This is a genomic window from Streptomyces hawaiiensis (genome assembly GCF_004803895.1).
Taxonomy (GTDB): Bacteria; Actinomycetota; Actinomycetes; order Streptomycetales; family Streptomycetaceae; genus Streptomyces; species Streptomyces hawaiiensis.
The window spans coordinates 3127026-3150899 of sequence record NZ_CP021978.1; the positions used below are offsets into that span (position 1 = coordinate 3127026).

The following is a 23874-nucleotide window of genomic DNA, read 5'->3' on the forward strand; positions in this document are numbered from 1 at the left end:
TGTCACTGTCGGTCGCCATTGGTCCGCCTCGGGCACTCTCGCACGGCCCAGAGACGGCCCAGGGGTGATCACTTAACGGCACCGCTGTACGGGATTGGGGCACCGTCGCGACGTGAACGGCAGGGTTGACCGCCCTCACCGCTTACACGACGTGGACGCGTCGAAGCACCGGGACAGCCCGCCCACGCGAAAGCCTGTGCCTACCGGTTGATCGGGATCTCGTAGACGATCTCGCAGTGAGCGGCGGGCACGACGATGTCCGCTGTCTCGACGGGCCGCCCCTGGTCGCTGTAGTACGTCCGCCGGATGTGCGTGACGAGTGTGGCCTTCTGGATGCCCAGAAGAGAGGCCTCCTCGGCGGTCGCCTGTCGCGGCTCCGGCTGTTCCACGGCGTGGCTGACGGTGACGCCGATCGCGGCCATGCGGTTCACGACACCGGCCCCGGCGTGCGGGCCTCCCTCGGGGAGAACGACGAGGGTGCCGGCGGTGAGGTCGTAGGGCTCCCAGCTCGTCGACAGCTGCACCGGCCTGCCGTCGGCCAGGAACTCGTATGACGTCCTGACGCACAGGTCGCCCTCGGCGATGCCGAGCCGGGCTGCAATGGCGGCCGGGGCCGGCACCTTGGCGTCGGTCTTACTCTCCCAGTCGCCTTGTTTGCCCAGGGCTCTCATATCGGCACGGAAGGGTGACTTCTCGGGCTGCTCGCGCGCAGACGACCGGACGACCCGCACCCGCTGCCGGGGCTCGGCGACGTAGGTCCCCGATCCGGCGCGGCCTTCCAGCACCCCCTGGGAGATCAGCAACTCCTGAGCCCGGCGCACCACGTTCTCGCCCACGCCGCACTCCTGGCCGATCTGGGCACGGGAGGGCAGCCGGTCCCCCGGCTCCCACACATGCTCAGCGATCCGCCGCCGGAGTTCGTCGGCGATGCGGAGGTAGGGCGGCTGCTCAGGCATATGGAAAATCTAGTCCACTAGCCCTAATCTAGTTAACTAGCTTCACTCAAAGTGATCGCCGGTGACGGAGGCTGCCCTGTGTCTGCTTCGGGAGTTCGCGCGGCAGCCATCGCTGCCCGGCTGTCCGACCTCGGGCTTCCCGCGCGCATGGAGGAGCACGACCGGCACACGTCGGTCGAGGCAGAGGTACCGGAATCACTCAACGCCGACTTATGGCGGGAGGTCCTGGAAGCGGTGGCTGAGGCCGATCAATTCGGGCTTCTCGCCACCAGCCTGAATGGCCGCACCCTCTGGGCGGTCGTAAACAAAGCGGTCCCCACGACGGGCGATGTCGGGGGACCGAGCCATCAGCGATAGGAGCTGACCAGCGTGCTCCACCGTATCCGCCGTGCCGCCTCGCTCACCAGGGCGCGGTACTTCCCCAGGGGCAGGCACCGCCGCTCCTTAACGCCCTTCCAGCCGACGTCCGCCCCGGTATCCTCTGCATCTGCTGACGAGCCGACGGTCGTCCTGGACCACACCCTCGACAGGGCGAGTCACTGGCAGCCGCTCAGAGGCGAGGACACCGCACTCGTCCGTCCATACGTACTGGCGCATGAAGAACGCGCACGACGACACCCGACGGTCGTCATCGCTCCCCAACTGCCGACCGACGCCTGGTCGACTCTTCTGGGGGTTCACTGATGCCCTCGCAGCGGCAGACTCTTGGCCGGGACACCTCGGCCACCTCGTACCGCTCGACCGCTTGCCAGATCGGCACGCACCAAGCTTGCGCGGAGTCCTCTCCGGAGTCGGCGCCAGTCGACCTGCCCTTGATCTACGAGGCCTGCGACTGTCTGTGCCACTCGGCACCCGGTCAGTCCAGCCCTGGGAGTCACGCGGTGAGCGACTCGGCATCCACCGGCGCGCCGGCACTCAACGCCGAGATCACCGAGAGGAGCACGCGGGGATGACGGCACAGGACGAACTGAGGCTTCTCCCGTGGGTGGGGCCGGACGGCAAACCGTGCTACTTGAGCACCGATGACCAAGGCGGCTATGTCTCCCGCCTGGCGGACCACATCGAGGCGTTCCAACTCGGCATGGCGTCTCAACTGCTGGAGCACTCGCGTCAGGTACTCGACGACGAGACCGAAGACCCGGAGGAGCTGAACCTTCTTGCGGCTCAGTTGACCAGCGCTCTGCGAGACGTGCTGCATGTGGCGACGAGCCGCGGACGGGGTCACGTCGCGCCTGGGCGCCCCTGAAAGGATCTGCGCTCTGCACAGCCACAACTGATCATCGGTGGCCGTGACCTGCGGCCGCCTTATCGGTCGACGTCCTGACCTGCTGCCGAGCTGTCGGCACCTGTCGACGTTGGTCACCATTGAGCGCCCTTCCACGGCCCGGGAGGGCGCTCGTGCGTGAGCACCGCATTAGGAGTTTCCTCTGGGCGGGGCTGTGACCTGCGGAGACGCGGGCCAGGGAGTGTCTGACCCCGGAAAACACTCCTCCGTAGTTCTCACGTGTTCACGGTGCTTCCCGTCCCCGTGTGTGCTGGATACGTGCCGGTGGATGCCGTCCGACGAGGGCCTGGGGTGCTCAGGGGGAAGTTGGCGAGTGATCGGAGTGAGGTGCGAGCGGCGTCTCGTCAGGCCTTCTCAACTCGCACGGGGCGCCCCGCGAGGAGTTGATTCATGTCGTCGGTGTCGGAGGTGAAGACTGTTGCCTGAGCTCCCTGCACGGCTTCCCGCCCGGCCAGCAATATCCGCTCTGAGCGAGCAAAGGGGGTCCGTTAGCGAGCTGACGGACCCCCTTGCCGGATCGCGGCTAGTCGACCAAAGTCAACTGCCCGGCTGTGTCCATACCCGCCGCCTTCAGAGCCGCACGGCAGAACTCTTCGGGTGGGCAGTAATGGTGTTCGGTGATGTAGTGGATCACCAAGTTCGGTGCCGCGTAGAGCGTGCCGTCCACCCCCTCCACTCGGATCTCCGCCGAGCCGAGCCACACATCGGTGTCCATGCCGGGCCCGCCGAGGACGAAGGGCCGGTCGGTGTCACAGAACTCGCAGTGGTGGATTCCGCGCATCTGGTTGTCGTAGGTCGCACTGAGAATCTTCAGCGCGCTAACCACACGCTCGTCCACCACCCCACTGGGGTAGCTGTGCTCCCGCGCCAGCCATCCGACGTTGAGCATTTCCCGGGCCGACTCGTCGTAGGAATAGGGGGACAGGTCGCGGTAGTGGGTCATCTGTCGCTCCTCAGCGCCGTGGGTCGCAGTGCTTCCGGCAGATCGACAGATGGACCGGGCCCATGTTGGGCTTGAGGAGCTCGCTGAGCAACGTGTCCTTGCTCACTGTGATCGATCCGTTCATCATCCTGAGGTCATGTCCGGGAGCCACAGTGTAGTTCGGGAGCGACTTTCCAGGCCCGACGATCTCCGTGGGCCTGATCTTCTTTCCCTGCTCGACCGCTAGCCCGACTGACTGGCGAAGACCGATGCCGTCTTCCACGTAGAAGTACCCCCAAGTGCCGCTGGGCATCTGCATGTCGCCGGTGCCACGAACGTACCAGCCGTGACCCGCGATGACGGCCTGGCCGTCAGGGCGTCCGCCGGGGAGCCGCTCTGCGGCGGGGCCCACGCCCTTGCCATGCGTGGGGATCTCGTGGCCACGCAACTCGGGTGCGACTGCGGTTCGCCGCCACCCCGTGAGGCCGCCGATCCCCACGAGAGCGAGCTGCTGAGTCAGTTCCTCCGCCGCCTCCGCGTACAAGTCGGCGAGCGCGTCGCAGCCCTGTTGCCGCAGCATGTACTCGGCTCGGTAGAGCCGGTAGGCGGGTCGGACGGGGAGGTACTTGTCGACGAAGGCCCCAGCGCCGCCGTTCTGGCCGGTGACGGCGTCATACGCGTCGCCGACGAACTCGAATGGAGCTTTCAGCCCCTGGATGAAGCCATCACCGAAGATCTTGAGGCCCTCGCCGAGGCTGTCGACACGCTCGTTTGGATTTTCCGGTGTCAGGCCGCTGGGGTCGGTGAGGAAAGTGGGCTGGTTGTCGGCGTACGCGTACGTCGAGACATACGGGGTGGTGAGGCTTCTTGTGGCCGGGTCGGGTCGGTTGAAGCGGCCGTTGGTGGTGTTGTATTGACGGGCGTGCAGGTCGAGGTTGCCTGTGGTGGTCTCGTAGCGGGCGCCTGTGTAGGACGGGGTGCTTGCTGGGGCGCCGCTGGTGACCGTGTTCAGGGTGCGGGTGCCGAAGGGGTCGTAGGCCCAGCGCTGGTGGAGCGTGCCGGTGCTGCCGGTGACGTCGACCGGGGAGCCTTGGGTGTCGTGGTGGTAGTAGAAGAGCGCGCCTGAGCCGGTCTTGGTGGCGGTGGGCTGGCCGAGCGGGTCGTAGCGGTAGGACTGCTTGATCGCCCAGGCGCTGTCGTACTCGGTGGCGAGGATCGGGAGCGGGCCGTTGGGGTCCCACTGCGTGCGGCTGGTGACCGCGCCGTCCTTGCTGGTGGTGACCTGGTTGCCGCTGGCATCGTGATCGTAGGTGTAGCTGCTGCCGGCGACGGTTGCGGCGGAGATCTGTCCGGTCAGGTCGTAGGTGTAGGTGTCGGCGCCCGCCTTGGTCTGGTTGCCCTCGCCATCGTAGTCGTAGGCGGTGGTCGTGGCGCCGGTGACGGTGGACGTGAGCTGGTCGGCCGCGTCGTAGGTGTAGTCGGTGTTGGTGGTGCCGAGGGTGGAGGTCAGGCGGTTGCCGACCTTGTCGTAGCTGTATGCCGTCGTGCGGCTGGACGCGCAGCCGGTGACCCAGGGCTGCGGGGCGCAGCCGGAGGTGAGGCGGCCTGCGGCGTCGTAGGTGAAGTCCCAGCCTCCGGTGCCGACACTGGCCCGGGTGACGTCGACGCGGTTGGGCAAGCCGGCAGCGGACAGGGTGAGCGCCGTCTTGGTGACGGTGGTCCCGGCCTTGGAGGACGTGACGGCGGTGAGCCGGCCCGCCCGGTCGTAGGCGCGGTCCTCGGTCTCGGTGTTGGGCAGCGCGGACCGGGTCAGGCGGTCGGCGGCGTCCCAGGTGTAGTTGGTGGTGACCCCGTCGGCGGTCATGGACGACGTGCGGCCGTCGTTGTCGTGGGAATAGGTGATGGTGTTGCCGTCGGAGTACTTGCGGGTGAGCATCTGCCCGGCGGCGTCGTAGGTGTAGGAGAAGCCGCGGGTCTTGGTGAGGTTGCCGACCGCGTCGTAGTCGAAGTCCTCGGAGATCTTGGCGTTGGCGCGTGTTGTCATGCGCCCGGCGGCGTTGTAGCCGAAGCTGACGTCCGGTGTCGAGTCCGAGTAGTCGACCTTGGTGGGCAGCCCGCGGGTGTCGAAGGCGTAGCTGGTGGAGCCGCGCGGGGTGGTCTTCTTGGTGAGGTTGCCCTCGGCGTCGTACGCGTAGGAGGTCACGCGGTCCAGCGGGTCGGTGACCTTCGTCAGGCGGCGGGCCGCGTCGTAGCCGTACGCGGTCGCGTGGTTGTTGGCGTCGGTGCGCTTGGTGACGTTGCCGGCCGCGTCGTATTCGTAGGTCGTCTTTGCGCCGTCTGGGGCGGTGACCGTGGTGAGCTGGTCGAGTTTGTCGTAACCGTAGGTGGTGGCGCGCTTGTCGGCGTCGGTGCGCTTGGTGACGTTGCCCGCCGCGTCGTACTCGGTTCTGGTCACGCCGCCGAGCGGGTCGGTGACGGTGGTCAGGTTGCCGGCCGCGTCGTAGCTGTTGGTGCTGGTGTACTGGGCCGGGTCGGCGCCGGTTGCGTTACCGCGGGGGTCGACGGTGGTGGCCTGGCGGCCGTCGCCGTCGTAGGTCCAGGTCTCCTTGTTGCCCAGCGGGGAGGTGCGGCTGAGGAGATTGCCGTCGGCGTCGTATGCGTGGGTGGTGGTCTTGCCCAGCTGGTTGGTGCTGCTGGTGAGTCGGTTGTTCTTGTCGTACGCCGAGGAGACGCTCTTGCCGAGGGCGTCGGTGACCTTGGTGACGTTGTCGACCGCGTCGTAGGTGTAGGCGGTCGTCTTGCCGAGCGGGTCGGTGACCTTGAGGGGCCGGTTCACGGCGTCGTACTCGGTGCTGACGGCCGCGCCGCTGGGGTCGGTGACCTTGGTGCGGTTTCCTGCGGCGTCGTAGGCGTAGCTCGTGGTGTATGCGGCCGGGTCGGCGCCGGTGACATTGCCTCGGGCGGTGACTGTGCTCAGCAGTCGGCCGAGCTTGTCGTAGGCGTGGGTCGTCTTGTTGCCCAGCGGGTCGGTCTCGGAGGTGAGACGGCCGCCGGAATCGTAACCACGGGTGACGGACTTGCCCGCCGCGTCGATGGTCTTGGTCAGGTTCCCGGCGTCGTCGTACTCGTAGCGGGTGGTGTTGCCGGCCGGGTCCTTGGCCGAGGTCAGCTGTTCGGCGCCGTTGTAGCCGTAGCTGGTGATGCGGCCCAGGGGGTCGGTGGCCGTGCTGAGCAGACCGCGGCCGTCGTAGGTGTACTTCGTGGTGTAGCCGGCCGGGTCGGCACCGGATGCGTTCCCACGGGGATCGGTCTTGGAGGTGATGCGGCCGGCGTCGTCGTAGGTGAAGGTGGCCTTCTCACCCAGCGGGGTGGTGACCGAGGTACGGTTGCCCTTCGCGTCGTACCCGTACGTCGTGGTCTTGCCGCGCGGTGTCGTCACGGTCGCCAGGGCACCGAGCGCGGTGTACGTGTACGTCGTCTTGCCGCTGAGCGGATCGGTGCTGGAGGTCAGCCGGTTGGACGTGTTGTAGGTGTACGTCGTCTTGTTGCCGCGGCCGTCCGTGTGGCTGAGGATGTTGCCGGCGCTGTCGTAGGTCCAGCTCTCCTTGTAGCCGAGCGACGATGGCGCGCTGCGGGTGAGCATGCGTCCGGCGCTGTCGTACGTCATCGACGTGGTGTTACCGCGCTGATCGGTGATCTCGACCGGGCGCAGGTAGCGGTCGTAGGTGTAGGAGACCCTCTTGCCGTACGGGTCGATGCTCTCCATCAGCACGTTGCCGGCGTAGATGTCGGTCCACACCCCGCCGTCCGGCGCTGTCATGTGGGACTCTTCGCCGCCGCTGTCCCAAGTGAACGAAGTGGTCTTGCCCTTCTGGTCCGTCTGGGACTTGATCCTGCCGTTGGTCTCATAGGTGTTGGAGACCTTGCCACCCGCCGGATCGGTGATGGAGGACAGCCGCTTGTCAGCGTTGTAGCCGTAGGAGGAGACCTTGCCCGCCGGATCGGTGACCGAGGTCAGCAGACCATCCGTGTAGGCGTAGGAGACCGACGTGGCATCGGGGAGGCTGACCTTGGTGACCCGGCCGTCGGCGTTCATGGTGAAGCCGGTGGTGCGGCCGGCGGCGTCCTTGACCGAGGACAGCTTGCCGGAGGTGTACGTCAGCGCCAGGCCCTGGCCGCCGCCGTCGACGACCGACGTGAGCTGACCGGTGCTGCTGAAGGTGCGCTTGGTGTGGTCGGGGGTGGTGACGGTGTAGGTGCTGCTGCCCTTGACCAGCTTCGCGGCCGAACCCGCCGGCGCGGTGTACGTGCCGTCGCTCTTCTGCGTGAAGACGAACTTTGCCCCGTCGTCGGCCTGATAGGTGACCTTGCCAGAGGCGACCGTCAGTTTCACGTCGAAGGGCGTGGCCCAGCCGCGACCCAGCAGACCGGTCGTCGTGGAGTCGGAGCGGTACGTGCGCTCCAGGGTCATCTGCTTGCCGACGCCGACCAGTTGGGCGTCGGTCAGCTGCTCGAAGAACATGCCGGTGGCCGTGTTGACCGGGTCGGCGCGGTGAGCCTGCGCGTAGCAGGAGCAGATGCCAGCCTGGGCACCAGGGATGTCCGGGGTGTAGAACGCCTCGATCAGCGGAGAGGTAGTGCCATTCGGACTGTAAGTACCGTCCGAACCCATGAGGTAGACGTGGGCGTAGTACTTCTTGCCGTCCTCAAGGTGTCCGCCCAGCGCGCTCGAACTCCACCAGAAGCATTCGTCAGCACGGTCAGGGTATGGGTTCGGCGCCCACCAGCCGTAGCACCAGGCCCCGCTGTCCAGGTGCCCCTTTCCCTCCGGATCGTAAGTGGCCTTGTCGATCTCCTCGGCCTTGACGACCGTCCCCGCCTCGCTCCGGAGAAGCAGCAACAACCTCGAATAGGACGAACCGGTACCGGAGGAGAACTTCACGTGCCCGCCGATCGAGAGGGTCCCCGGCCACACCCCGGACGAGCCAGACACCCACGCCGGATCAGCAGTAGCCGCCACCGCGAGCGGCTGGCGCGTCGGGCTCCCCCCGGCGAGCAGGCGGCGCTCGACAGCGCTTTTGCCGGGCCGAGGATGGGGCTTGCCCACCGGCTTCCTGGCGGGTGAGTCCCTGTAGCCGCGCATGGGCGACAACTCGTCCCGGGACTGCTTCACCTGCTTGCGCCGCTCGGCCAACGTCATGGCCTTGGGCGGCATCGGCAGGTCCGCCGCCGTCCGAGCCTTGAGCTGGTGAGCGGCGGCCGGGGTGGAGGCAGGTTGCTCAGGGAGAGCCCAAGCCGGTACGACGCCAGCGGTGGCCATCAAGGCCAGAACCAGCAGGGCTATGACTGATCTTCGCGATCTCTTCCGCACTGTGCATCCCTTGCGTGACGGCTGTGAACAAAGCGCAAGGTTGATCCTTGATCGGGAGGCGTGGGAAATAACTTGTGATTTGCAGCTATGGCTGGATCTGCAAACCCTGCCCGGACCGATCTGGTGCAGAGTCCCTGGCCGGATGGGTGCCCAGTAAAGGACTCTCTTTCAAATATGGCTGGAACATGCCAACCAGGTTGCTTTTCGTACCTGAACACGAAGTTGAGTAACAGTGTCTGCAAGATGGATGCCGGGGAGGGTCGGACGGTGCGGATCAGTACAGCCGTCACCGGCGGGGCCGGTGACGGTCGACTCTGCCCGAGGCCCTCATCCCCACGCCTTGTAGAGGCGTCCTGGTCGGGAGAGATATCAGAGCCTGGCGACTCGTCCGCTCACGCAAACGGCCCCGGACGAGCCGTCCGAGGCCGAATGGAAAGCCTCCGTGGGGGAGAAACCCCAGGTCAGCGGCTTACCGCGTTGTGCCCCCGGCAGGATTCGAACCTGCGACACCCGCTTTAGGAGTTCGATCCGAGCGTGCTCCGGCTGCGGCCGTCGGCTGGTGCGACGGGCCGGACAGGGGTGCTGGCGTATGTCCCCGTCCGGTGTCGTTGATGTCAACCGTAGATGTCAGGCCTTCTGATCCGTAGCTATGTAGTGACTGCTCATTCGTGCGCGCTAGAACGGCGGTCGGCGAACAGCACTACGGCAGGCTGTTCTTGTCAGTTTCGGGGAGCATGATGGTCTCGTCGTAGTCGGTCCAGTTGTAGACCCACTGCTTCCTCACGACCACCTGCGCGGCCCACGGCACGAGGGTTTCCGCGAGACCGATGACGCGATCCGCGATGGTGTCCAACGCTCGCTGAACAGTTGCGTCGCGGACGTTGGACCGCAGTCCTCGCGGGATCTGGAACTCAAAGCTGATCCGTAGGGAACGAGGGGTTCCCTTGGGGTCCTCAGTAACCATTCTTACCCCCTTGCGCGGTGATGACTGTAGCCATGAGAGTACTGGAGTTTCGGCGAGAATCAACGTTCTCGTCGAGATCTAATCTTCTCAGCCAGACAGGAACACCTCTGGGCATGTCGCGATGCGGTTCTGACCAGCGAAAATGTAGTCCATGCCGGCATCAGCTCACACTCAGTGTTGCTGGTATCTCATGAGATGGTCGATCTAAAGGCTGTCCCGCAACTGCCATCGGCAGGCCTCGCGACGGTCTACGCCCTCGGAGGGCATCGGTGCAGCGACTATCGGTGAGAACGCTCAAGGTGGGCTAGCACATTGACCCGTTGCCGTGCTGGGCTTCCGCGGAAGATCGTCGATCATGAGTGAGGGGCGGCTACCGTCTGGTGCGTACCGATGGAATTTCGACTGCCTGGATGGGCGATCCTGGCAGCTCTCCGTCAAGGGGGACACATGACTGATGGTCCACGATCGCCCGTACCGCCATCCGGCCCACCGCCAGAAAGCGACGTCGAGCGAAAGCCGCTGCGGCGGCGCGTGACTGACGCCTGGAACAAACTCGGGCCCGCCAGCAAGGCGGGGGTGATCAGCGTGGCTGCTGCCGTGGTCGGAGGCGTCATCGCCGTCGCTCACGCCCGGGCGACCGCAGCTGCGACCGACGATGAGGGCGAGGCCGAGGACCCCGGCGGCATCCTTGCTGAGGTCGCCCGCATCCTCAACCAAGCCGCTGCGGAACAGGACGTCAGCTCCAGCCCCCCACCTCGGCCGCGCTACGCCGGCGACGTAAGCGGCTACTGGCGCTACCAGTGCCTCAACCCCCGCGGCCACGCTGCCGGCAACTGCAGACATGAGTGGCGGTGGGTGAATGACTACACCAAGGGCGCCGCAGAGCAAAAGGAAGAAGAGGACGCCGAGGCCTAGCTGTTCTGTCCGGTAGGTTCTGTTGCCTGTCCGAACTGGTGCGGTTGTGGTGCGGGGCTAGAACACCGGCAAGCCCGTTGTCAGTACCTGCGGCTATGGTCTCGGGCGCGCGGTCGGCTTCCGGGGGTTCCAGCTCTGAAGGGAATGGTTGCATCCCCGGCCTGTCTGGGGACGGCCCGGAGACCCGTCCGGGACCTAACCGACGACCGGGCTTCGTTGACGGCCAGGGAACGACTTGCCAGCGCCGGCCGCGCACCACTTCTCCCACGGGCCGAGGCAGGCGCACGATTTCCAACTGTGTTGGTGGAGTGGCGGGGTGCGTGCAAGGGCGTTCATTGGCAGTTTGGCACCGAGCTGGGATCGGCTCCAGGCCTCGTCTGAACGCCGGTGAACCGGGCCGAATAAGACGGAAACTGAGACGGTCCGCCTGAGGCTGTTGTCAGTGGCCCCGCCTAGTCTCCGTCCATGAGCATGATCGGCGAGTACCTGCGTCTCACGGCTGCTGAACTCGACAGGGCGATCCAAGACCCGGACTGGGCTTTGGGCTTCGTCGAAGAGGTTCAGGACGCCGAGGAGGAGAAGAAGCCTGAGCTGGCCGTAGCGCGCCACTTCAGCACGTACAAGACCTGGGACATGCTCCGCTTCCTGCTGGCGCGCACGGAGTTCCCCGTGAACGTGATCCACGGTGAGGAGCCGTTCGCCGAGGGTGAGGACTGGGGGTACGGGCCTCCGAGGTACCTGCGGCCTGAGCGGGTCCGGCTCGCGGCGGGAGCTCTGCGGGCTACCAGCTATGCCCAGCTCATCAGTGGCGTGGAGCCTGCTGAACTGACCAGCGCCGGGGTGTATCCGCTCGGATGGGCTGAGGCCAACTCGCTGGAGTGGGGGCGACCCTGGTACGACGGCCTCACACAGTTCTTCGACGCTGCTGCCAGGGCGGACGACGCGATGCTCCTGTGGCTGGACTGACGGGCCAAGACAGCCGTGAGACCTCAGCTTGGGAAGCTTGTGGCTTCTGGTGGTCGCTCCGGGGGTGGCCTGCGGGCAAGCAGTGTCGACGCCTGGCAGCCGGTCGCCTGGTTCCCCAGTGTTCCCCGTGGTTCCCCGCACGATCTGGCACGGGTCTGGCACAGCCCTCTTCCTCCCGAACTACGGGAGAAAATCGTTACAGTCACCCGACCCTACTCGGCGCGTCGCACGGTCTGGCGATGGCTGTCGTGTCACCTACCCACACAGCGGCCGTCATGTCACAGCTTGAACACTTCGCCTTCACGTCACCCTCACGACGGTGATCATGTGTGCATCACACATGCCTGGGGGACCATGCTCTACCGCACTGCACTAGCTGCACTGGTACTGGTAACTGCGGCTTCGCTCACCGCCTGCGGTGGCAACGACCCTAAGCCCACCGCCAAGGCGAAGCCGACGCCTACAGTGGCGAAGGAAGACAAGTTTCTTGACGCCGTGCATCTCGCGTCTTGGCAGAGTTGGCAGGAGACTCAGCCGGCAGACGGAGACCTCATCGAGTTCCCACAGATGTGGTGCGACGGGCTCGCCGAGGGGCACAGTGTCGCGTTCCTCTTCAGCGAGGGCGGCCTGTACCCATCGGGCGGGGACTGGGGTACGAGAAAGCCCGAGGCGAACGAGCTCTTGTTGATGGGTGTGAAGGCCTACTGCCCGGACAAGGTGGACAAGGTAACTGAGGAACTGCGGGACAGTGGCGAGTACTAGCCAGAGTGCGCCCCTCCTCCAAGAGGAGGGGTCGCCCCGAGTTCCCCTCCCGGGATGCCAACAACTAGGCAAGCGGCTCCGGAGGCCCCGTGAGAGCCGGGCGATGCGGCAGGTCATGGCGCTGCCCACGTTAGATCGAGCGGGACGAGTCCACAGATAGGCCACGATCGGGTGAGCACACGAAAGTTCGATCAACGTTCGGCGCGGAACCGGAGCTGTAGGAGCGCGTCGTCTCTGCCAAGGCGCGTAAGACCACCACAATCTCCCACCGCTGGTGTCATCGAGGCATGCCGCCTAGCCGATGCTTCCAACCAACCATCCGTCATTGGCGTTTGGCGTACATGAGCCGGACGGAGGCCCCACGATGTACATAACACACGAGGGGCCACACATGACGATTGCTCTCACAAAAGGCGGCAACGCGCCACTGTCATTCGGCACCTGCCGCGTAACCCTTACCTCGGGCACCACAGGTATCGACGTCTCGGCTGTCCTGCTCAAGCAGGACGGCAAGGTGAGGGGGGACGACGATCTCGTCTTCTACAACCATCCGTTTCAGGACGGGGTTGCCCTGAAAGGCCAGACGATCGTCGCGAACCTGGCCGAGGTACCGGCGGCGGTTGACCGCATCGCCATCGTGGCCAGCATCGACCCCGAACTGCGGGCCACGCACTTCGACGCAGGCAGCACCCCCGACGCGGTCGTCGACTGCGGCAGCACAAAGATCACTTTTGTTCCGCCTCCCCTTACGGATCGGGAGACGGTAGCCATCCTGATCGAGCTGTACAGACGTGCCGGCGGTTGGAAGGCACGGGCGGTCGGTCAGGGCTGGGATACGGGACTAGCTGGCCTGGCCAGGGACGTTGGCATTGTCGTGGATGATCCAGGACCAAGCCCAGCTCAGACGCCAGTTGCAGCCAGGGCCGCTCAAACCCGCCTACGGCCGACTCACCCACCGCGCCCCACCTACGTACCGAGCAGCCCACCACGGACTGCACCAGTCCTTCAGATGGCAACGCCTCGCCCTCTGGGCAAGGTCGCTCTCACCAAGTCCGGTGAGGCGACGATTGACATGCGAAAGGACGACCCGAGCCTGGTTGTTACGGCCATGCTTGAGTGGAACGGCGGCAGCTTGGAGCGACGGCAAGCTGGCGCCGACCTTGACCTCTACGCTCTCTATGTTCCCAAGAGTGTCGTAACCCCGCAGGGGAAGCGTCCAACCAAGTCTGACGAGGTCGTCTACTACCGACAGCTCGGCTCCTCCGTTGCGCCGCCGTACATTGCTCTGGACGGTGACTCCAAGGTGCCAGGTCGAGAGACCATCACCATCCGTCGCCCCGACCTTCAGGGCTACGTGCTCCTATGCGCTTACAGCGCTTTGGAGAACGGCACTGGATCGTTCAAGTCCTACGGGGCCCGAGCAGTCGTCACCGACGGAAGAGGTTCCACCGTCACCGTACCGCTGTTCAATAACCGCAACTTGTCCTACTGGGTAGCAATTGCCCTCATTGACTTCACAGTTCCCGGCGGCGCTCAGGTCAGACATGTAGAAAAGTACAGCGGGAACCACGTCGAGGCTCGTCCCACGCTGTACTCGAACGGGAACTTCCGGATGAGCACCGGAAAGGTTGAATTCAAGAGTAGGGACAATTGGTAGCCCGGATTCGAATTACACGAGAACCGTGGCATGGACGCGGACGCCAGGCGACCTAGACCGCGAGACGGCTACACCCGGTGCGTCTTGCACGGCGACCCCTGCGTCCCGAAGCAACTTGGACGGGACCGCTGCCGTGGGCTGGTGCGTTCTCACCTGGGCTGATGGTCCGCGGACGTCCGCGGTTGTTCGTGGGCGTTGTCACGCAGTTAGACACTCACCCCTCAGGTTGGCGTTGCTCCTGCAGAGAGCCTGTCCTCAGTCATCCTCGCCGAAGCCGTATCGGATGTTCTCCTGCTTGCAGGATGGGCAAACGATGTAAGCGTGTGAGTTGCTGCCATCTTCATAGGGCAAGTAGCTCGCTCCACCCGAGAGCGATGACTGACACCACTGGCAGGTGCCACTGCCGCGGTTCTTGGCACGGGTCGGCGGGTCAAGAAGCATGCCATCTACGTCGAAGTAGACCCTGAACCCAAAGCAACTGTCGTTGTGGCATTCGTACCGGCCAGCAAGTTCGTCTGAGTCGGCCCACAAAACTTCCCCGCAGTCAGGACACGCTCGCCCCAAGCCACTGTTGCTGCTAGCGGAATTGTCGAAGACGCCCATAGTTACCCCCTAGATGCCGTTCTTGCAGTGGTTGTCGCCCTTGCGAAGGATATTGCCAGGTAGCAAGCCCTGCTGAGCTCTGCCGACGCCTACCCGGACGAGTCACCAGGGGTCATTGTGGCCGTCGCACGGTGCCTCAGACCGGCTGAGGGCTGAGACGGGCCGCTGCCTGCATGGCCGGCGGTGTCGGCGAGGACTCACCGCGGCTTGGTCAGTCGGACCGCCCACATGGGACACCGATGCTGGGGCCGAGATCAGTGGCGGCGGCCAACGAGTGGGCCGCGGTTCTCAGCTCCTTCTCCCATCCCGGAAGCTCATCGGGGCCGAGCCATTCGCTGTAGTCCGCTGCGACGGACAGGAACCGTGTCTCCTCCCGGGTGCGGGCTGTGACCGTCATCGACAGTCCATTGCCCACATCCTGGGGGCTCAGCTCGCCATGGACGAGGCCGAACGCGAGTCTCACCAGGAGACATCGGCCAGCTGTCTCCTCGTCGGGAAGGGGCATGCCGAGTTCGCACAGGGCTAGAACGTAGAGTTCCCGGGCTTCGGCTGGGTCGCTCCGGCGCGGCAGACCGGCCAGCTCGCGCAGTGCAGGGGAATCACGTCCATCGACAAGCGCATGCGCAGCGAGCATCGGGAGTTCCTCGGCAGGGAGGATCTCCGCCACGTACTGCCAAGCGCTGAACTGCAACCGGTCCATGGGCTCATCGTGGGTGGCGGCAGAGGTCCTGGCCAGCCGATTGTTGTCGTAGCTCCGGCTTCTTCTTGCCCTGGGTGTTGCCGGGGATCTTGGTGAGCTGGTTTTTTGCTGGTCAGGGGCGGTGGGTTCGTGCTCCTGGTGATCGTCGTTGGTCGTTATTGGCCACTGTCGAGCGGCCTCGGACGGCCCAGGGACGGCCCAGCTCTGCCGCACTCGACTAACGGCTGGCATCCCCGATGGACCTGCCTGGCCTCAGCCGACGACAGCCAGCCACGATGGCGGGTGCGCCAACCGATCACACACGCGTGTGCCTCGCTGCACCTCCACCGGCCTCAGCCATGTTGCTTGTGCTGACGACCAGAGCAAGTGCCGACGGCCAGCGCCTGACGACGGCGGCCGGCCGAGCCCTTAGCTTGGGAAGTGGTGTGCTCTGTGCTGCTTAGGGCTATTGATGCTCTGGATGACGCGGGCCCGCCCCCCCGACGCTCCGGCTGGACGGCTGTCGGCAACTGTGTGGTTGGTCGCGGGTGCAGCGGTCGGTCACCACTCATTGCCTCTTCTTGAGTTGATTGTGTGCTGTTACGCCCTCAGGACCTGGCCCGAGGACTATCGTGATGCCCATGGCTGGCACCGATATCCCTCTGTTGGTCGCAGCAGGTTCCGCCTCGATTGCGATCCTGGTTCAAGCATATTCAAATTTCATCGTCAAAAGACAGAACTATCAACTAGAGCGACTAAAAATGGAGCTCCGATATAGAGGCAGGCAAGAGCCTGAAGCGGAAACATCCATCCTGAACGAGTTTATCGCAAGGCAAAATGAGGCTCTTGCTAAAATTGGCAGCCCGCATATCTACGTAAACGTAGGTGACGTGCAGAAGGCGACAGAATCAGTCGCGCAGCGAGATTACAGTGACCTAGTTAGGGAAATTTCCCACAGTCTCAATACGCCATTGTCCCAGATTGAGACTGCCGCTCTTCTACTCAAAAGCGAGTTGGCTGCGTCTGGGGAGCGTGTATCGAGGCCCTCCATCGACGAGCGCATTTCGCAGAATGTAGAAATCTGCAAAGCGTTCCTTGCCGGATTTCGCCAGATCACCGAGGTGGCGGAGGGGGCGAACCAGTGGAACCCTAAGTCGCTGCGTGACACCCTGGCCGCGGCGAGCAGAATCTACGCAGAGAAATCTTCTAGCGATGTGGGCTATGAGGCCAAAATTGGCGATTCTGTAGGCGGGTATCCCAACAGCTATGTATTGTCACTCGTTCTTCCACTTTTGGAGAATGCATTCGAAGCGGCAATCGGTGGCAGCACTGTCGTCGTCAACCAGGAGTACCTCCCGAAAGGGGTCGGCATTTCAGTATCGAACCGGGTCACGGGGTTCCGAGATAGTGCGGAAATCTACGAGTCCGGCTTCACATCTAAGGCCGACCACCAGGGGCTCGGCCTTGCAGTCGTCCGTAGGCTCCTCACTGCATATGACGGGGCGACCCTGTCCCACGAACTGAATAACGACATTGTTAAATTTACGGTGATTCTTCCGGGAGGGCGGAGCGATGACCCTGGCAGACCCTAATCCCATTGATGTTTTGGTCGTTGATGACCATGCCCAAGCTGCCGCAGACTATGCTCAGTTGATTAGGTCTGCGACAGGAATTTCAGTTACGCACACCAGCGATCCAGGCAGGGCGCTAGAAATCTGTCGCACGAACCCAGTCAAGGTGGTGGTTTTGGATCAACGTATGCCCAATAGGTCAGGCACGGATTTGTTTCAGGATATTTGTGCGATGGACCCGAAGGTGCATGCAATTATGCTGACGGGCGAGGCTGGGGCTGAGGAGGTGGGCACGGCCCTTAGCTTGGGATACAAGGGTTATGTCCCCAAGAACCAGATCAGCAACCTGCCGCAGAAAGTATTGCACGAATATATCGCATGGCAGCTAAATGTGGCATCAGCCGCGCTAACCACAGATCGCCCTGCTGTCTTGCAACGACGTTCAGGATGGCTTAGGAGGCGCCCAACAGTCACTTATAGAATTCTGAGAGCTCAACTTCTCGATGAATCTCACACTTTTGACGATGGATGGCGGGATCTCGTGACCCTGCATGCAGGTCAAACGGAGACGCGCCAAGTGAAGGTCGAGGCCAGTCACACCATCGTTCTTGAGCGTGAGACTGTTGACAAACTCACTGGTGGTTTGGGGCTGGCCAGTAAGCAGGTGGCATCTCTAACGGCGAAGCTCAACGTGGAACTCTCAAATCGCTTCAAAGAGAGTGACACAAGTAGCACATTGATCAGCGAAAGCGTGGAGCGGACTTTTCAGCTTCCTGCCGAGCCGACAGACACAAACGAGGTCCATATTCGTGTACGGCGCATCATGGGTGCGCCAGTCTATGCACGAGTTAGAGTCGACATTGTGAGCGATTGTCAATGCTGCGGGTCCACCAATGTCCTGGTTCTACAGGCTTTTGTCCCTTCAAAGCGAACAGCCCTTCGCCAGGTTGACCGACTGAGCAACGGTGAAGTGCGCCAGTACGATCTTGGTGATTTCTCGTAGCGGCTGGGGGCGGTTCCAGCACGCGAGGTTGGGAGGTCGGCTTGGGTGGGAGCTTCGTAAGCTCTCGGCACGTCAGGCAGTCTGTGGCCCTGCCCGTTAACGGCGTTGGGGCTATGGTTTTGCGGCTCGCCGCTAAAGTGGCTGGCTAAAAGTCGGGAAGCTGACCCCCAGGCACGACGTACCTCTTCTTTGGCAGCAAGCGGCTGATTACGGTGCGCGCGGCACGGGCGCCGGCCGGGCTGGAGCGGGGCGGAGACAGGAGCGCAGGCCCGGCCGGGGGCCGGGCCGCGCGCGGTGAGCGGAGCGAGCCGCCTTGATGAAGTAGGGAAAGTTCTACCGCGCTCTTGGCCGCTGATCTTGTCCGGTCCCGGGAGATGCTTGACGCCGCTTGCCTCGTCTTGGCTGCTGATCGTCCACGTCGTCAGTGCCTACTCTTGGGAGTGGGCTCCGGGCTACGCTTGTGCCAGCCGACATAAGAGGACGACAGGGAGCGTGCTAACCGGATGGGACCCAAGTCGGAGCGGGTCTACCGCACGATTCGCGAGTGGATCGCGACGGGACAGTACCCGCCAGGTTCCAAGCTCCCGTCTGAGCGGACCTTGTCGGAAGAGCTGGCCATCGGCCGGACCGCCCTACGGCAGGTGCTCGCCAAGCTTGTTGCGGAGAGTGTGATTGAGGTACACGGCCGCAGCTCCTACCGGGTGCCGGATCGGTCTGTGACCACGCAGGCGCCGGCGGATGTCGAACCGTGGCAGATCCATGGCGAGCGGACTCTGTATGACAACCGCTGGGTGAAGCTCAGCCTCGTCGATGTCGAACCGCCAGGGGTCGAGCGCTTCGAGCACCATGTCGTGAAACTTCATCACGTGGCCATCGCGGCCGTGATCGACGACCAAGACCGTGTCCTGATGATGTGGCGCTACCGCTTCGTGCCCGACTCGTTCGGGTGGGAGCTCCCGGGCGGCATCGTCGACGAGGGGGAGGACTCCTTGGAGGCCGCGCTGCGTGAGGTCGAGGAGGAGACTGGTTGGCGGCCGGATTCCTTGGAGCACGTGGTCACGTATCAGCCCATGGTGGGCATGGTCGATTCGCCGCACGACATCTTCGTGGGCAAGGGCGCCAAGCTCGTTGGTGAGCCGTCCGATCTGGAGGAGGCCGGGCACATAGCCTGGGTGCCGCTCGCCGACATTCCTAGCCTCATGGCACGGGGTGAACTAATGGGCTCCGGCACGCTCGTGGCCCTGCTCCATGTCCTCTCCGCACGAGGTGCTGGAGCTCCGCCTACAAGCGCTGCGTGAGCTGTTCGACTCGACGCCGTTGGCGTACGGACCTGCGCCTGGACCTACGCGGGCGACACCTACCACCTCATCCGCGCGGGCCTGGCCGGAGACGACCGACGCGACATCCCCTCAACCGTCCGCGACCACCCGCGCGTCTTCGCCACCCTCACCGCCCCCTCCTTCGGCCCGGTCCACAACCGGCCCGACCGGGGCGTCTGCCGCTGCGGCACCCGCCACGCATCCGGCGACCCCGCCCTCGGCACGGCCCTGGACCCGGCTACCTACGACTACGCGGGCGCCGTGCTGTTCAACAACCACGCCGGTCAGCTCTGGCAGCGCTTCACCAACCGGCTCCGCCGCGAGATCGCCGCCCGCGCCGGCATCACCCAACGCGAGCTGAAGGAGCGCGCCCGTCTCTCCTACGGCAAAGTCGCCGAGTTCCAAAAGCGCGGCGCCCTGCATTTCCATGCCGTGATCCGCATCGACGGCCCCGACGGACCCGAGACCGCTCCGCCCGCCTGGGCGACGGTCGACCTCCTGGCCGACTCGATCCGTGCAGCTGCCGCGCACTCCTACACCTCGGTCTCCGTCCCGGCCGCCGAAGACGAGCCCGCCCGGACCTTCCGCTGGGGCACGCAGCTCGACGTCCGGCCGGTGAAGGCCTTCGGCGACGGCTCCCAGATCACCGAGCAGGCGGTCGCCTCGTACGTGGCCAAGTACGCCACCAAGGCCGCCGAGACCACCGGCACCCTGGACCGCCGCATCGGCGAACTCGCCGAGCTCGACCGCCACCAGGTCCCCGACCACACCCGCCGCCTCATCAAAACCTGTAAGGAACTCGATCCGCTGTATCCGGAACGGCGCCTGTGGGCCTGGGCTCACATGCTCGGCTTCCGGGGCCACTTCTCCTCCAAGTCCCGCCGGTACTCCACCACCCTCGGCGCCCTGCGCCAGGCCCGCGCCGACTACCGCGCCGCCCAGGAACACGCCGCCCTCGGCCTGGAGGACCACGAGCCGGACACCGTCCTGGTCCTGGCCGACTGGCAGTACGCCGGACACGGCCACACCCCCGGCGAATCCGCACTCGCCGCCACCATCGCCCGCGACCTCCAGCTCAACCGCGAAACCGCACGCGAAGCCTTGCTCAGCGAAGGGAGCAGTACATGACCACGGCCACCAGATCGCGCACCATGCTCACCCTCGCGGAGGTCTGCGAGGAGCTGGCCGTCTCGCGCTCGACCTTCTACGACTGGCGCGCCAAGCGTCGGGCACCGCGCTGCATCAAGCTCCCGAACGGCGACCTCAGAATCCGGCGGAGCGACCTCGAACACTGGCTCGACGACCGTGAGGACGCCGCCTGATGGAGACGACGTACGACGTGAAGGTCTACAAGATCCTCACCTACAAGGGCGCCCGGAAGACCACCTACACCGTGCGCTGGGTGGTCGCGGGGAAGCGCTGGCGTGAGCCCTTCGACACCGTCGCCCTCGCCGAGGGCTTCCGCTCCGAACTCATCCGGGCCACTGGCAAGGGCGAGGCGTTCGTCATTGCCACCGGGCTCCCGGTGTCCCACCGCTCCAAGTCGGCTGCCATGAGCTGGTACAAGTTCGCCGTCGAGTACGTGGATGCCCGCTGGCCTCAGCTCGGCGGCAACAGCCGTAAGAACATCGCCAAGACCCTGACGGCGACCACAATCGCGCTGCTGCGGGCCAAGCCCACCCAGTTCGCACCTCCGGCCGTGCGCACCGCCCTGCGTGAGTGGGCGTTCAACACCAACCGACGCCCCGACGCCCCCCGAGACATGGTGGCCATCCTCCGGTGGGTCGAGCGGAACTCCCTGCCCGTCTCGGCCTGGGAGGACCCGGAGAAGGTCGACCAGGTCCTACGCGCCATCGACACGCGCCTAGATGGCAAGCAAGCGGCGGCCTGGTCCCGCAAGCGCAACCGCCGCATCCTCAACGTCGCCATGAAGTACGCGATCCGGAGGCGCATCCTACGGACCAACCCGCTTCCCAAGGGCAAGGAGTCGACGGCCGTCGTAAAGACCACGAACGCCGTGGACAAACGGTCCCTGCTGAACCCGGAGCAAGCGGCGGCAATCCTCGATTGGGTACGGCGCCGGCCACGCGGCGGCGAGCGACTTCACGCCTTCTTCGCCACGCTGTACTACTGCGGTCCCCGGCCCGAGGAGGCCGTAGCGATGCGAGTGGAGGACGTGACCCTGCCCGAGCCCGACGCTGCCGACCAGTGGTGCGAGCTGCTGATCCACACCGCGACCCCCGAGGTCGGGAAGCAGTGGACAGACACGGGGGAGATCCACGAACAACGCGACCTGAAAGGCCGTGCGGAGGGTGAGACCCGCACTGTCCCGGGGCATCCCGCCCTCACGCGCATCCTGCGGCAGCACATCGACGACGAACAGCTCAAGCCGGGTGACCTGCTGTTCCAAGGCGAGTACGGCGGCATCCTCGCCGGTTCCGTCATCCGTCGAGCGTGGCGCAGCGCCCGAAAGGCCGTACTGCCCCCGCACGTCTTCGAGTCACCCACCGGACGGCGTGTCTACGACAACCGGAACACGCGACTGACGAAGTGGCTGAATGACGGCATCCCACCCGCCCAGGTAGCCGAGTGGGCCGGAAACAGTGTTGCCGTGCTCCTGGCGACCTACGCCCGCTGCGTCGAGGGTCAGCTGCCCGACCTGAAGAGGCGGCTCGAAGCTGCCGGAGATCTTCCTGAGCGGCCGTCCGCCGACTGACCTCGCGGCCCGCAGAAACTTCGACACGTATTCGACACGGCCACCCGCAAAAACCCGGTAACAGCCGAACAGCCCCGGAGCACGCCCTTGATCATCAAGGGGACGCCCGGGGCTTCGCCGCGCCACCCCACACCCACCCTGACCAGCAAAAAGCCCTCCCCAAAGGGAGGGCGGAGACTTGCGCCCCCGGCAGGACTCGAACCTGCGGCCAAGCGCTTAGAAGGCGCCTGCTCTATCCACTGAGCTACGGGGGCCGGGTGTGGTGGCCTCTGTCGTGGTGCCCGGGTGTGGGCCGATCCGTGACGTTGCCGGGGACAAGGATAGGGCTCCCGCGTCCTTGTCCCTGTTGCTTCGCCTCCGTGGCTCGATGTGGAGGTTCAGTGAAGCGGTCCTGATAATCGCAGGCAGGTACGAATCGTGCACCGCTTTTGGCGTCAGAGGCATCGGGTGTTGTGCACTCGTTATGCCTGGAGTGTGCCTGTGTCCCAGTCGTCCCTTCCATCCCTTGTGTTCCGTCGGCGCGCAGACATGCTCATATGCTTCAGAATTCCCCTAAAATTGGGCATTCTTCACATGTGGTGACCTTGGACGTACGGCCTCAGCTGCTCGACGCACTCTCCGCCCTGCGCGACCGTGTCGCCGCCGCACGCTTCCCGCTGCCCCTGGCGGGGGCCCCACGCGCGCGTGCCAACCGCGACGAACTCCTCGCGCAGCTCGACGACTACTTGGTGCCCCGGTTGCGGGAACCCGAAGCGCCGCTTCTGGCCGTCGTCGGCGGGTCGACCGGAGCCGGGAAATCGACGCTCGTGAACTCCCTCGTGGGACGGCGGGTCAGCGAGGCGGGCGTGCTGCGGCCGACGACACGCACCCCCGTGCTGGTCTGCCATCCGGAGGACCACCACTGGTTCAGCGGGATGAGGGTGCTGCCCGACCTCACGCGCGTGTGGGTGCCCCAACAGGACTCCACCGACGACCTGCTGCTTCCCGGCGAGAACCCCGCGCGCGTGCTGCGCGTCGAGACCGCCGAGACACTCCCGCCCGGCCTCGCCCTCCTCGACGCGCCCGACATCGACTCCCTGGTCGCCGACAACCGCGTCCTGGCCGCCGAACTCATCTGCGCCGCCGACATCTGGGTCATGGTCACCACGGCCGCCCGCTACGCCGACGCCGTCCCCTGGCACATGCTGCGCACCGCCAAGGAGTACGACGTCACCCTCGTGACGGTGCTCGACCGTGTGCCCCACCAGGTCGTCAACGAGGTCTCACGGCAGTACGGGGCCCTGCTCACCAAGGCCGGCCTCGGCGAGGTGCCGCGCTTCACCGTGCCCGAGCTGCCCGAGTCCGCCTGGGGCGGCGGTCTCCTGCCGGCCTCCGCAGTCGCCCAGTTGCGCACCTGGCTGGTCCACCAGACCCAGGACCCCGCGGCCCGGCAGCACGTCCTCGCCCGCACGGCGTACGGCGTCCTCGACTCCCTCAAGTCCCGGATGCCCGAGCTCGCCGGTGCCGCCGCCGCGCAGTACGCCGCGGCACTGCGGCTCACCTCCGCCGTCGAAGGGGCGTACGACAGCGAGCACACGCGCGTGCGGGGCCGGTTGCAGTCCGGGGCCGTGCTCGCCGGGGACGCGCTCAAGCGGTGGCGTGCCTTCCCCCTGGACTGCACCGCCGCCGAACTCCTCGACGCGCTCGTGGAGAGCCTCAGCGCGCTGCTGCTGTGCGCCGTCACCGCCGCCGACGAGCGCATCGACGACGCCTGGCGGCGTGAACCGGCGTCGGCCGCCCCGGAACTCGCCGCACGCGAACCCGCGGCGGACAGCGCAGAGCACCGCATCGGGCTCGCCGTACGGCGGTGGCGGCGCGAGCTCGAGGAGCACGCCGAGGACGAGGTGCGTGAACTGGACCGCAACCTCGCACCCGACCCGGAGCTGGTCGCCGCCCTGGTCGCCACCTCCCTGCTGGGCGGCCGCCGGGGCCGGATGGCCGGGGAGGGGCTCGCCGAGCGGATCGGCGCCCATGGCGCGCTGCGGCTGCGCGACCGGGCCGGGCGGTTGCTCACCGAGCACGTGGACCGGGTCCTGCACGCCGAACGCGAGCGCCGGCTCGCCCCGATCGACGCGCTCGACGTCCACCCCGAGCCGCAGGCCGAACTCATCGCCGCGCTGTCCGTACTGCAGAAGGAGAGGTGACC

17 protein-coding genes, 1 tRNA gene and 1 pseudogene are annotated in these 23874 nt (G+C 65.4%); 13 read left to right on the forward strand and 6 right to left on the reverse strand.

From position 1 onward, the window contains the following. Positions 1-200: 200 nt before the first annotated feature. Positions 201-956: a GntR family transcriptional regulator gene (locus CEB94_RS14350; RefSeq protein WP_175432598.1), complete on the reverse strand. Its 756-nt coding sequence runs from the start codon at positions 954-956 to the stop codon at positions 201-203. A 78-nt stretch (positions 957-1034) separates the two neighbouring features. On the opposite strand from CEB94_RS14350, the gene CEB94_RS40885 reads away from it, so the two are divergent. Next, entirely contained in the window at positions 1035-1313 is a 279-nt protein-coding gene (locus tag CEB94_RS40885; RefSeq protein WP_246111795.1) for a hypothetical protein, read from the forward strand. A 592-nt stretch (positions 1314-1905) separates the two neighbouring features. Then, positions 1906-2202: a hypothetical protein gene (locus tag CEB94_RS40890; protein ID WP_246111796.1), complete on the forward strand. Its 297-nt coding sequence runs from the start codon at positions 1906-1908 to the stop codon at positions 2200-2202. 562 nt (positions 2203-2764) lie between these two features. On the opposite strand, the gene CEB94_RS14360 is transcribed toward CEB94_RS40890, so the two are convergent. The 3 genes from CEB94_RS14360 to CEB94_RS14370 all read right to left on the reverse strand — a co-directional run bounded on the left by CEB94_RS14360 (position 2765) and on the right by CEB94_RS14370 (position 9387). Further along, positions 2765-3184 carry a DUF7919 family protein gene (locus tag CEB94_RS14360; RefSeq protein ID WP_175432600.1) on the reverse strand — a complete coding sequence of 140 codons (420 nt, stop codon included), beginning with the start codon at positions 3182-3184 and terminating at the stop codon, positions 2765-2767. 10 nt (positions 3185-3194) lie between these two features. Then, positions 3195-8363, reverse strand: coding sequence for a DUF6531 domain-containing protein (locus tag CEB94_RS14365; RefSeq protein ID WP_175437004.1), 5169 nt, complete (start codon positions 8361-8363; stop codon positions 3195-3197). 871 nt (positions 8364-9234) lie between these two features. Continuing rightward, complete coding sequence (locus tag CEB94_RS14370) at positions 9235-9387, reverse strand: hypothetical protein (RefSeq protein ID WP_175432601.1); 153 nt, start codon at positions 9385-9387, stop codon at positions 9235-9237. A 642-nt stretch (positions 9388-10029) separates the two neighbouring features. Between CEB94_RS14370 and CEB94_RS14375 the strand changes: the two genes are divergently transcribed. The 4 genes from CEB94_RS14375 to CEB94_RS14390 all read left to right on the forward strand — a co-directional run bounded on the left by CEB94_RS14375 (position 10030) and on the right by CEB94_RS14390 (position 13798). After that, positions 10030-10413 carry a hypothetical protein gene (locus CEB94_RS14375; protein ID WP_175432602.1) on the forward strand — a complete coding sequence of 128 codons (384 nt, stop codon included), beginning with the start codon at positions 10030-10032 and terminating at the stop codon, positions 10411-10413. A gap of 465 nt (positions 10414-10878) precedes the next feature. Further along, the gene (locus tag CEB94_RS14380; RefSeq protein ID WP_175432603.1) at positions 10879-11379 is read left to right on the forward strand and encodes a YfbM family protein; all 501 of its coding nucleotides are present in this window, start codon (positions 10879-10881) and stop codon (positions 11377-11379) included. A gap of 354 nt (positions 11380-11733) precedes the next feature. Further along, positions 11734-12141, forward strand: a complete 408-nt coding sequence (locus CEB94_RS14385) for a hypothetical protein (protein WP_175432604.1) — start codon at positions 11734-11736, stop codon at positions 12139-12141. 391 nt (positions 12142-12532) lie between these two features. Next, positions 12533-13798 (forward strand): TerD family protein, encoded by a 1266-nt coding sequence (locus CEB94_RS14390; protein ID WP_175432605.1) that lies wholly within the window; start codon positions 12533-12535, stop codon positions 13796-13798. 814 nt (positions 13799-14612) lie between these two features. Here the strand turns inward: CEB94_RS14390 and CEB94_RS14395 are convergent. Continuing rightward, positions 14613-15101 carry a hypothetical protein gene (locus tag CEB94_RS14395; protein WP_175432606.1) on the reverse strand — a complete coding sequence of 163 codons (489 nt, stop codon included), beginning with the start codon at positions 15099-15101 and terminating at the stop codon, positions 14613-14615. 620 nt (positions 15102-15721) lie between these two features. Between CEB94_RS14395 and CEB94_RS14400 the strand changes: the two genes are divergently transcribed. From CEB94_RS14400 to CEB94_RS14425, 6 genes and pseudogenes are all read left to right on the forward strand, one after another. Further along, positions 15722-16672 carry a GHKL domain-containing protein gene (locus tag CEB94_RS14400; protein WP_175432607.1) on the forward strand — a complete coding sequence of 317 codons (951 nt, stop codon included), beginning with the start codon at positions 15722-15724 and terminating at the stop codon, positions 16670-16672. Then, positions 16653-17654 (forward strand): response regulator, encoded by a 1002-nt coding sequence (locus tag CEB94_RS14405; protein ID WP_175432608.1) that lies wholly within the window; start codon positions 16653-16655, stop codon positions 17652-17654. The genes CEB94_RS14400 and CEB94_RS14405 overlap by 20 nt, the downstream gene beginning before the upstream one ends. 503 nt (positions 17655-18157) lie before the next feature. Further along, the gene (locus tag CEB94_RS14410; RefSeq protein ID WP_175432609.1) at positions 18158-18952 is read left to right on the forward strand and encodes an NUDIX domain-containing protein; all 795 of its coding nucleotides are present in this window, start codon (positions 18158-18160) and stop codon (positions 18950-18952) included. A gap of 30 nt (positions 18953-18982) precedes the next feature. Next, positions 18983-20101: pseudogene (repSA, locus tag CEB94_RS14415) on the forward strand (replication initiator protein RepSA); the annotation flags it as partial. Beyond that, a complete protein-coding gene (locus tag CEB94_RS14420) occupies positions 20098-20295 on the forward strand; it encodes a helix-turn-helix transcriptional regulator (RefSeq protein ID WP_030835967.1) in 198 nt (65 codons plus the stop codon). The pseudogene repSA and the gene CEB94_RS14420, both read left to right, overlap by 4 nt. Continuing rightward, on the forward strand, positions 20295-21689 hold the full coding sequence (locus CEB94_RS14425) for a tyrosine-type recombinase/integrase (RefSeq protein WP_175432610.1): 1395 nt from the start codon (positions 20295-20297) through the stop codon (positions 21687-21689). The genes CEB94_RS14420 and CEB94_RS14425 overlap by 1 nt, the downstream gene beginning before the upstream one ends. 181 nt (positions 21690-21870) lie before the next feature. Here the strand turns inward: CEB94_RS14425 and CEB94_RS14430 are convergent. Beyond that, a tRNA-Arg gene (locus CEB94_RS14430) sits at positions 21871-21943 on the reverse strand. 321 nt (positions 21944-22264) lie between these two features. Between CEB94_RS14430 and CEB94_RS14435 the strand changes: the two genes are divergently transcribed. Beyond that, the gene (locus CEB94_RS14435; RefSeq protein WP_175432611.1) at positions 22265-23872 is read left to right on the forward strand and encodes a dynamin family protein; all 1608 of its coding nucleotides are present in this window, start codon (positions 22265-22267) and stop codon (positions 23870-23872) included. Positions 23873-23874 lie beyond the last annotated feature (2 nt).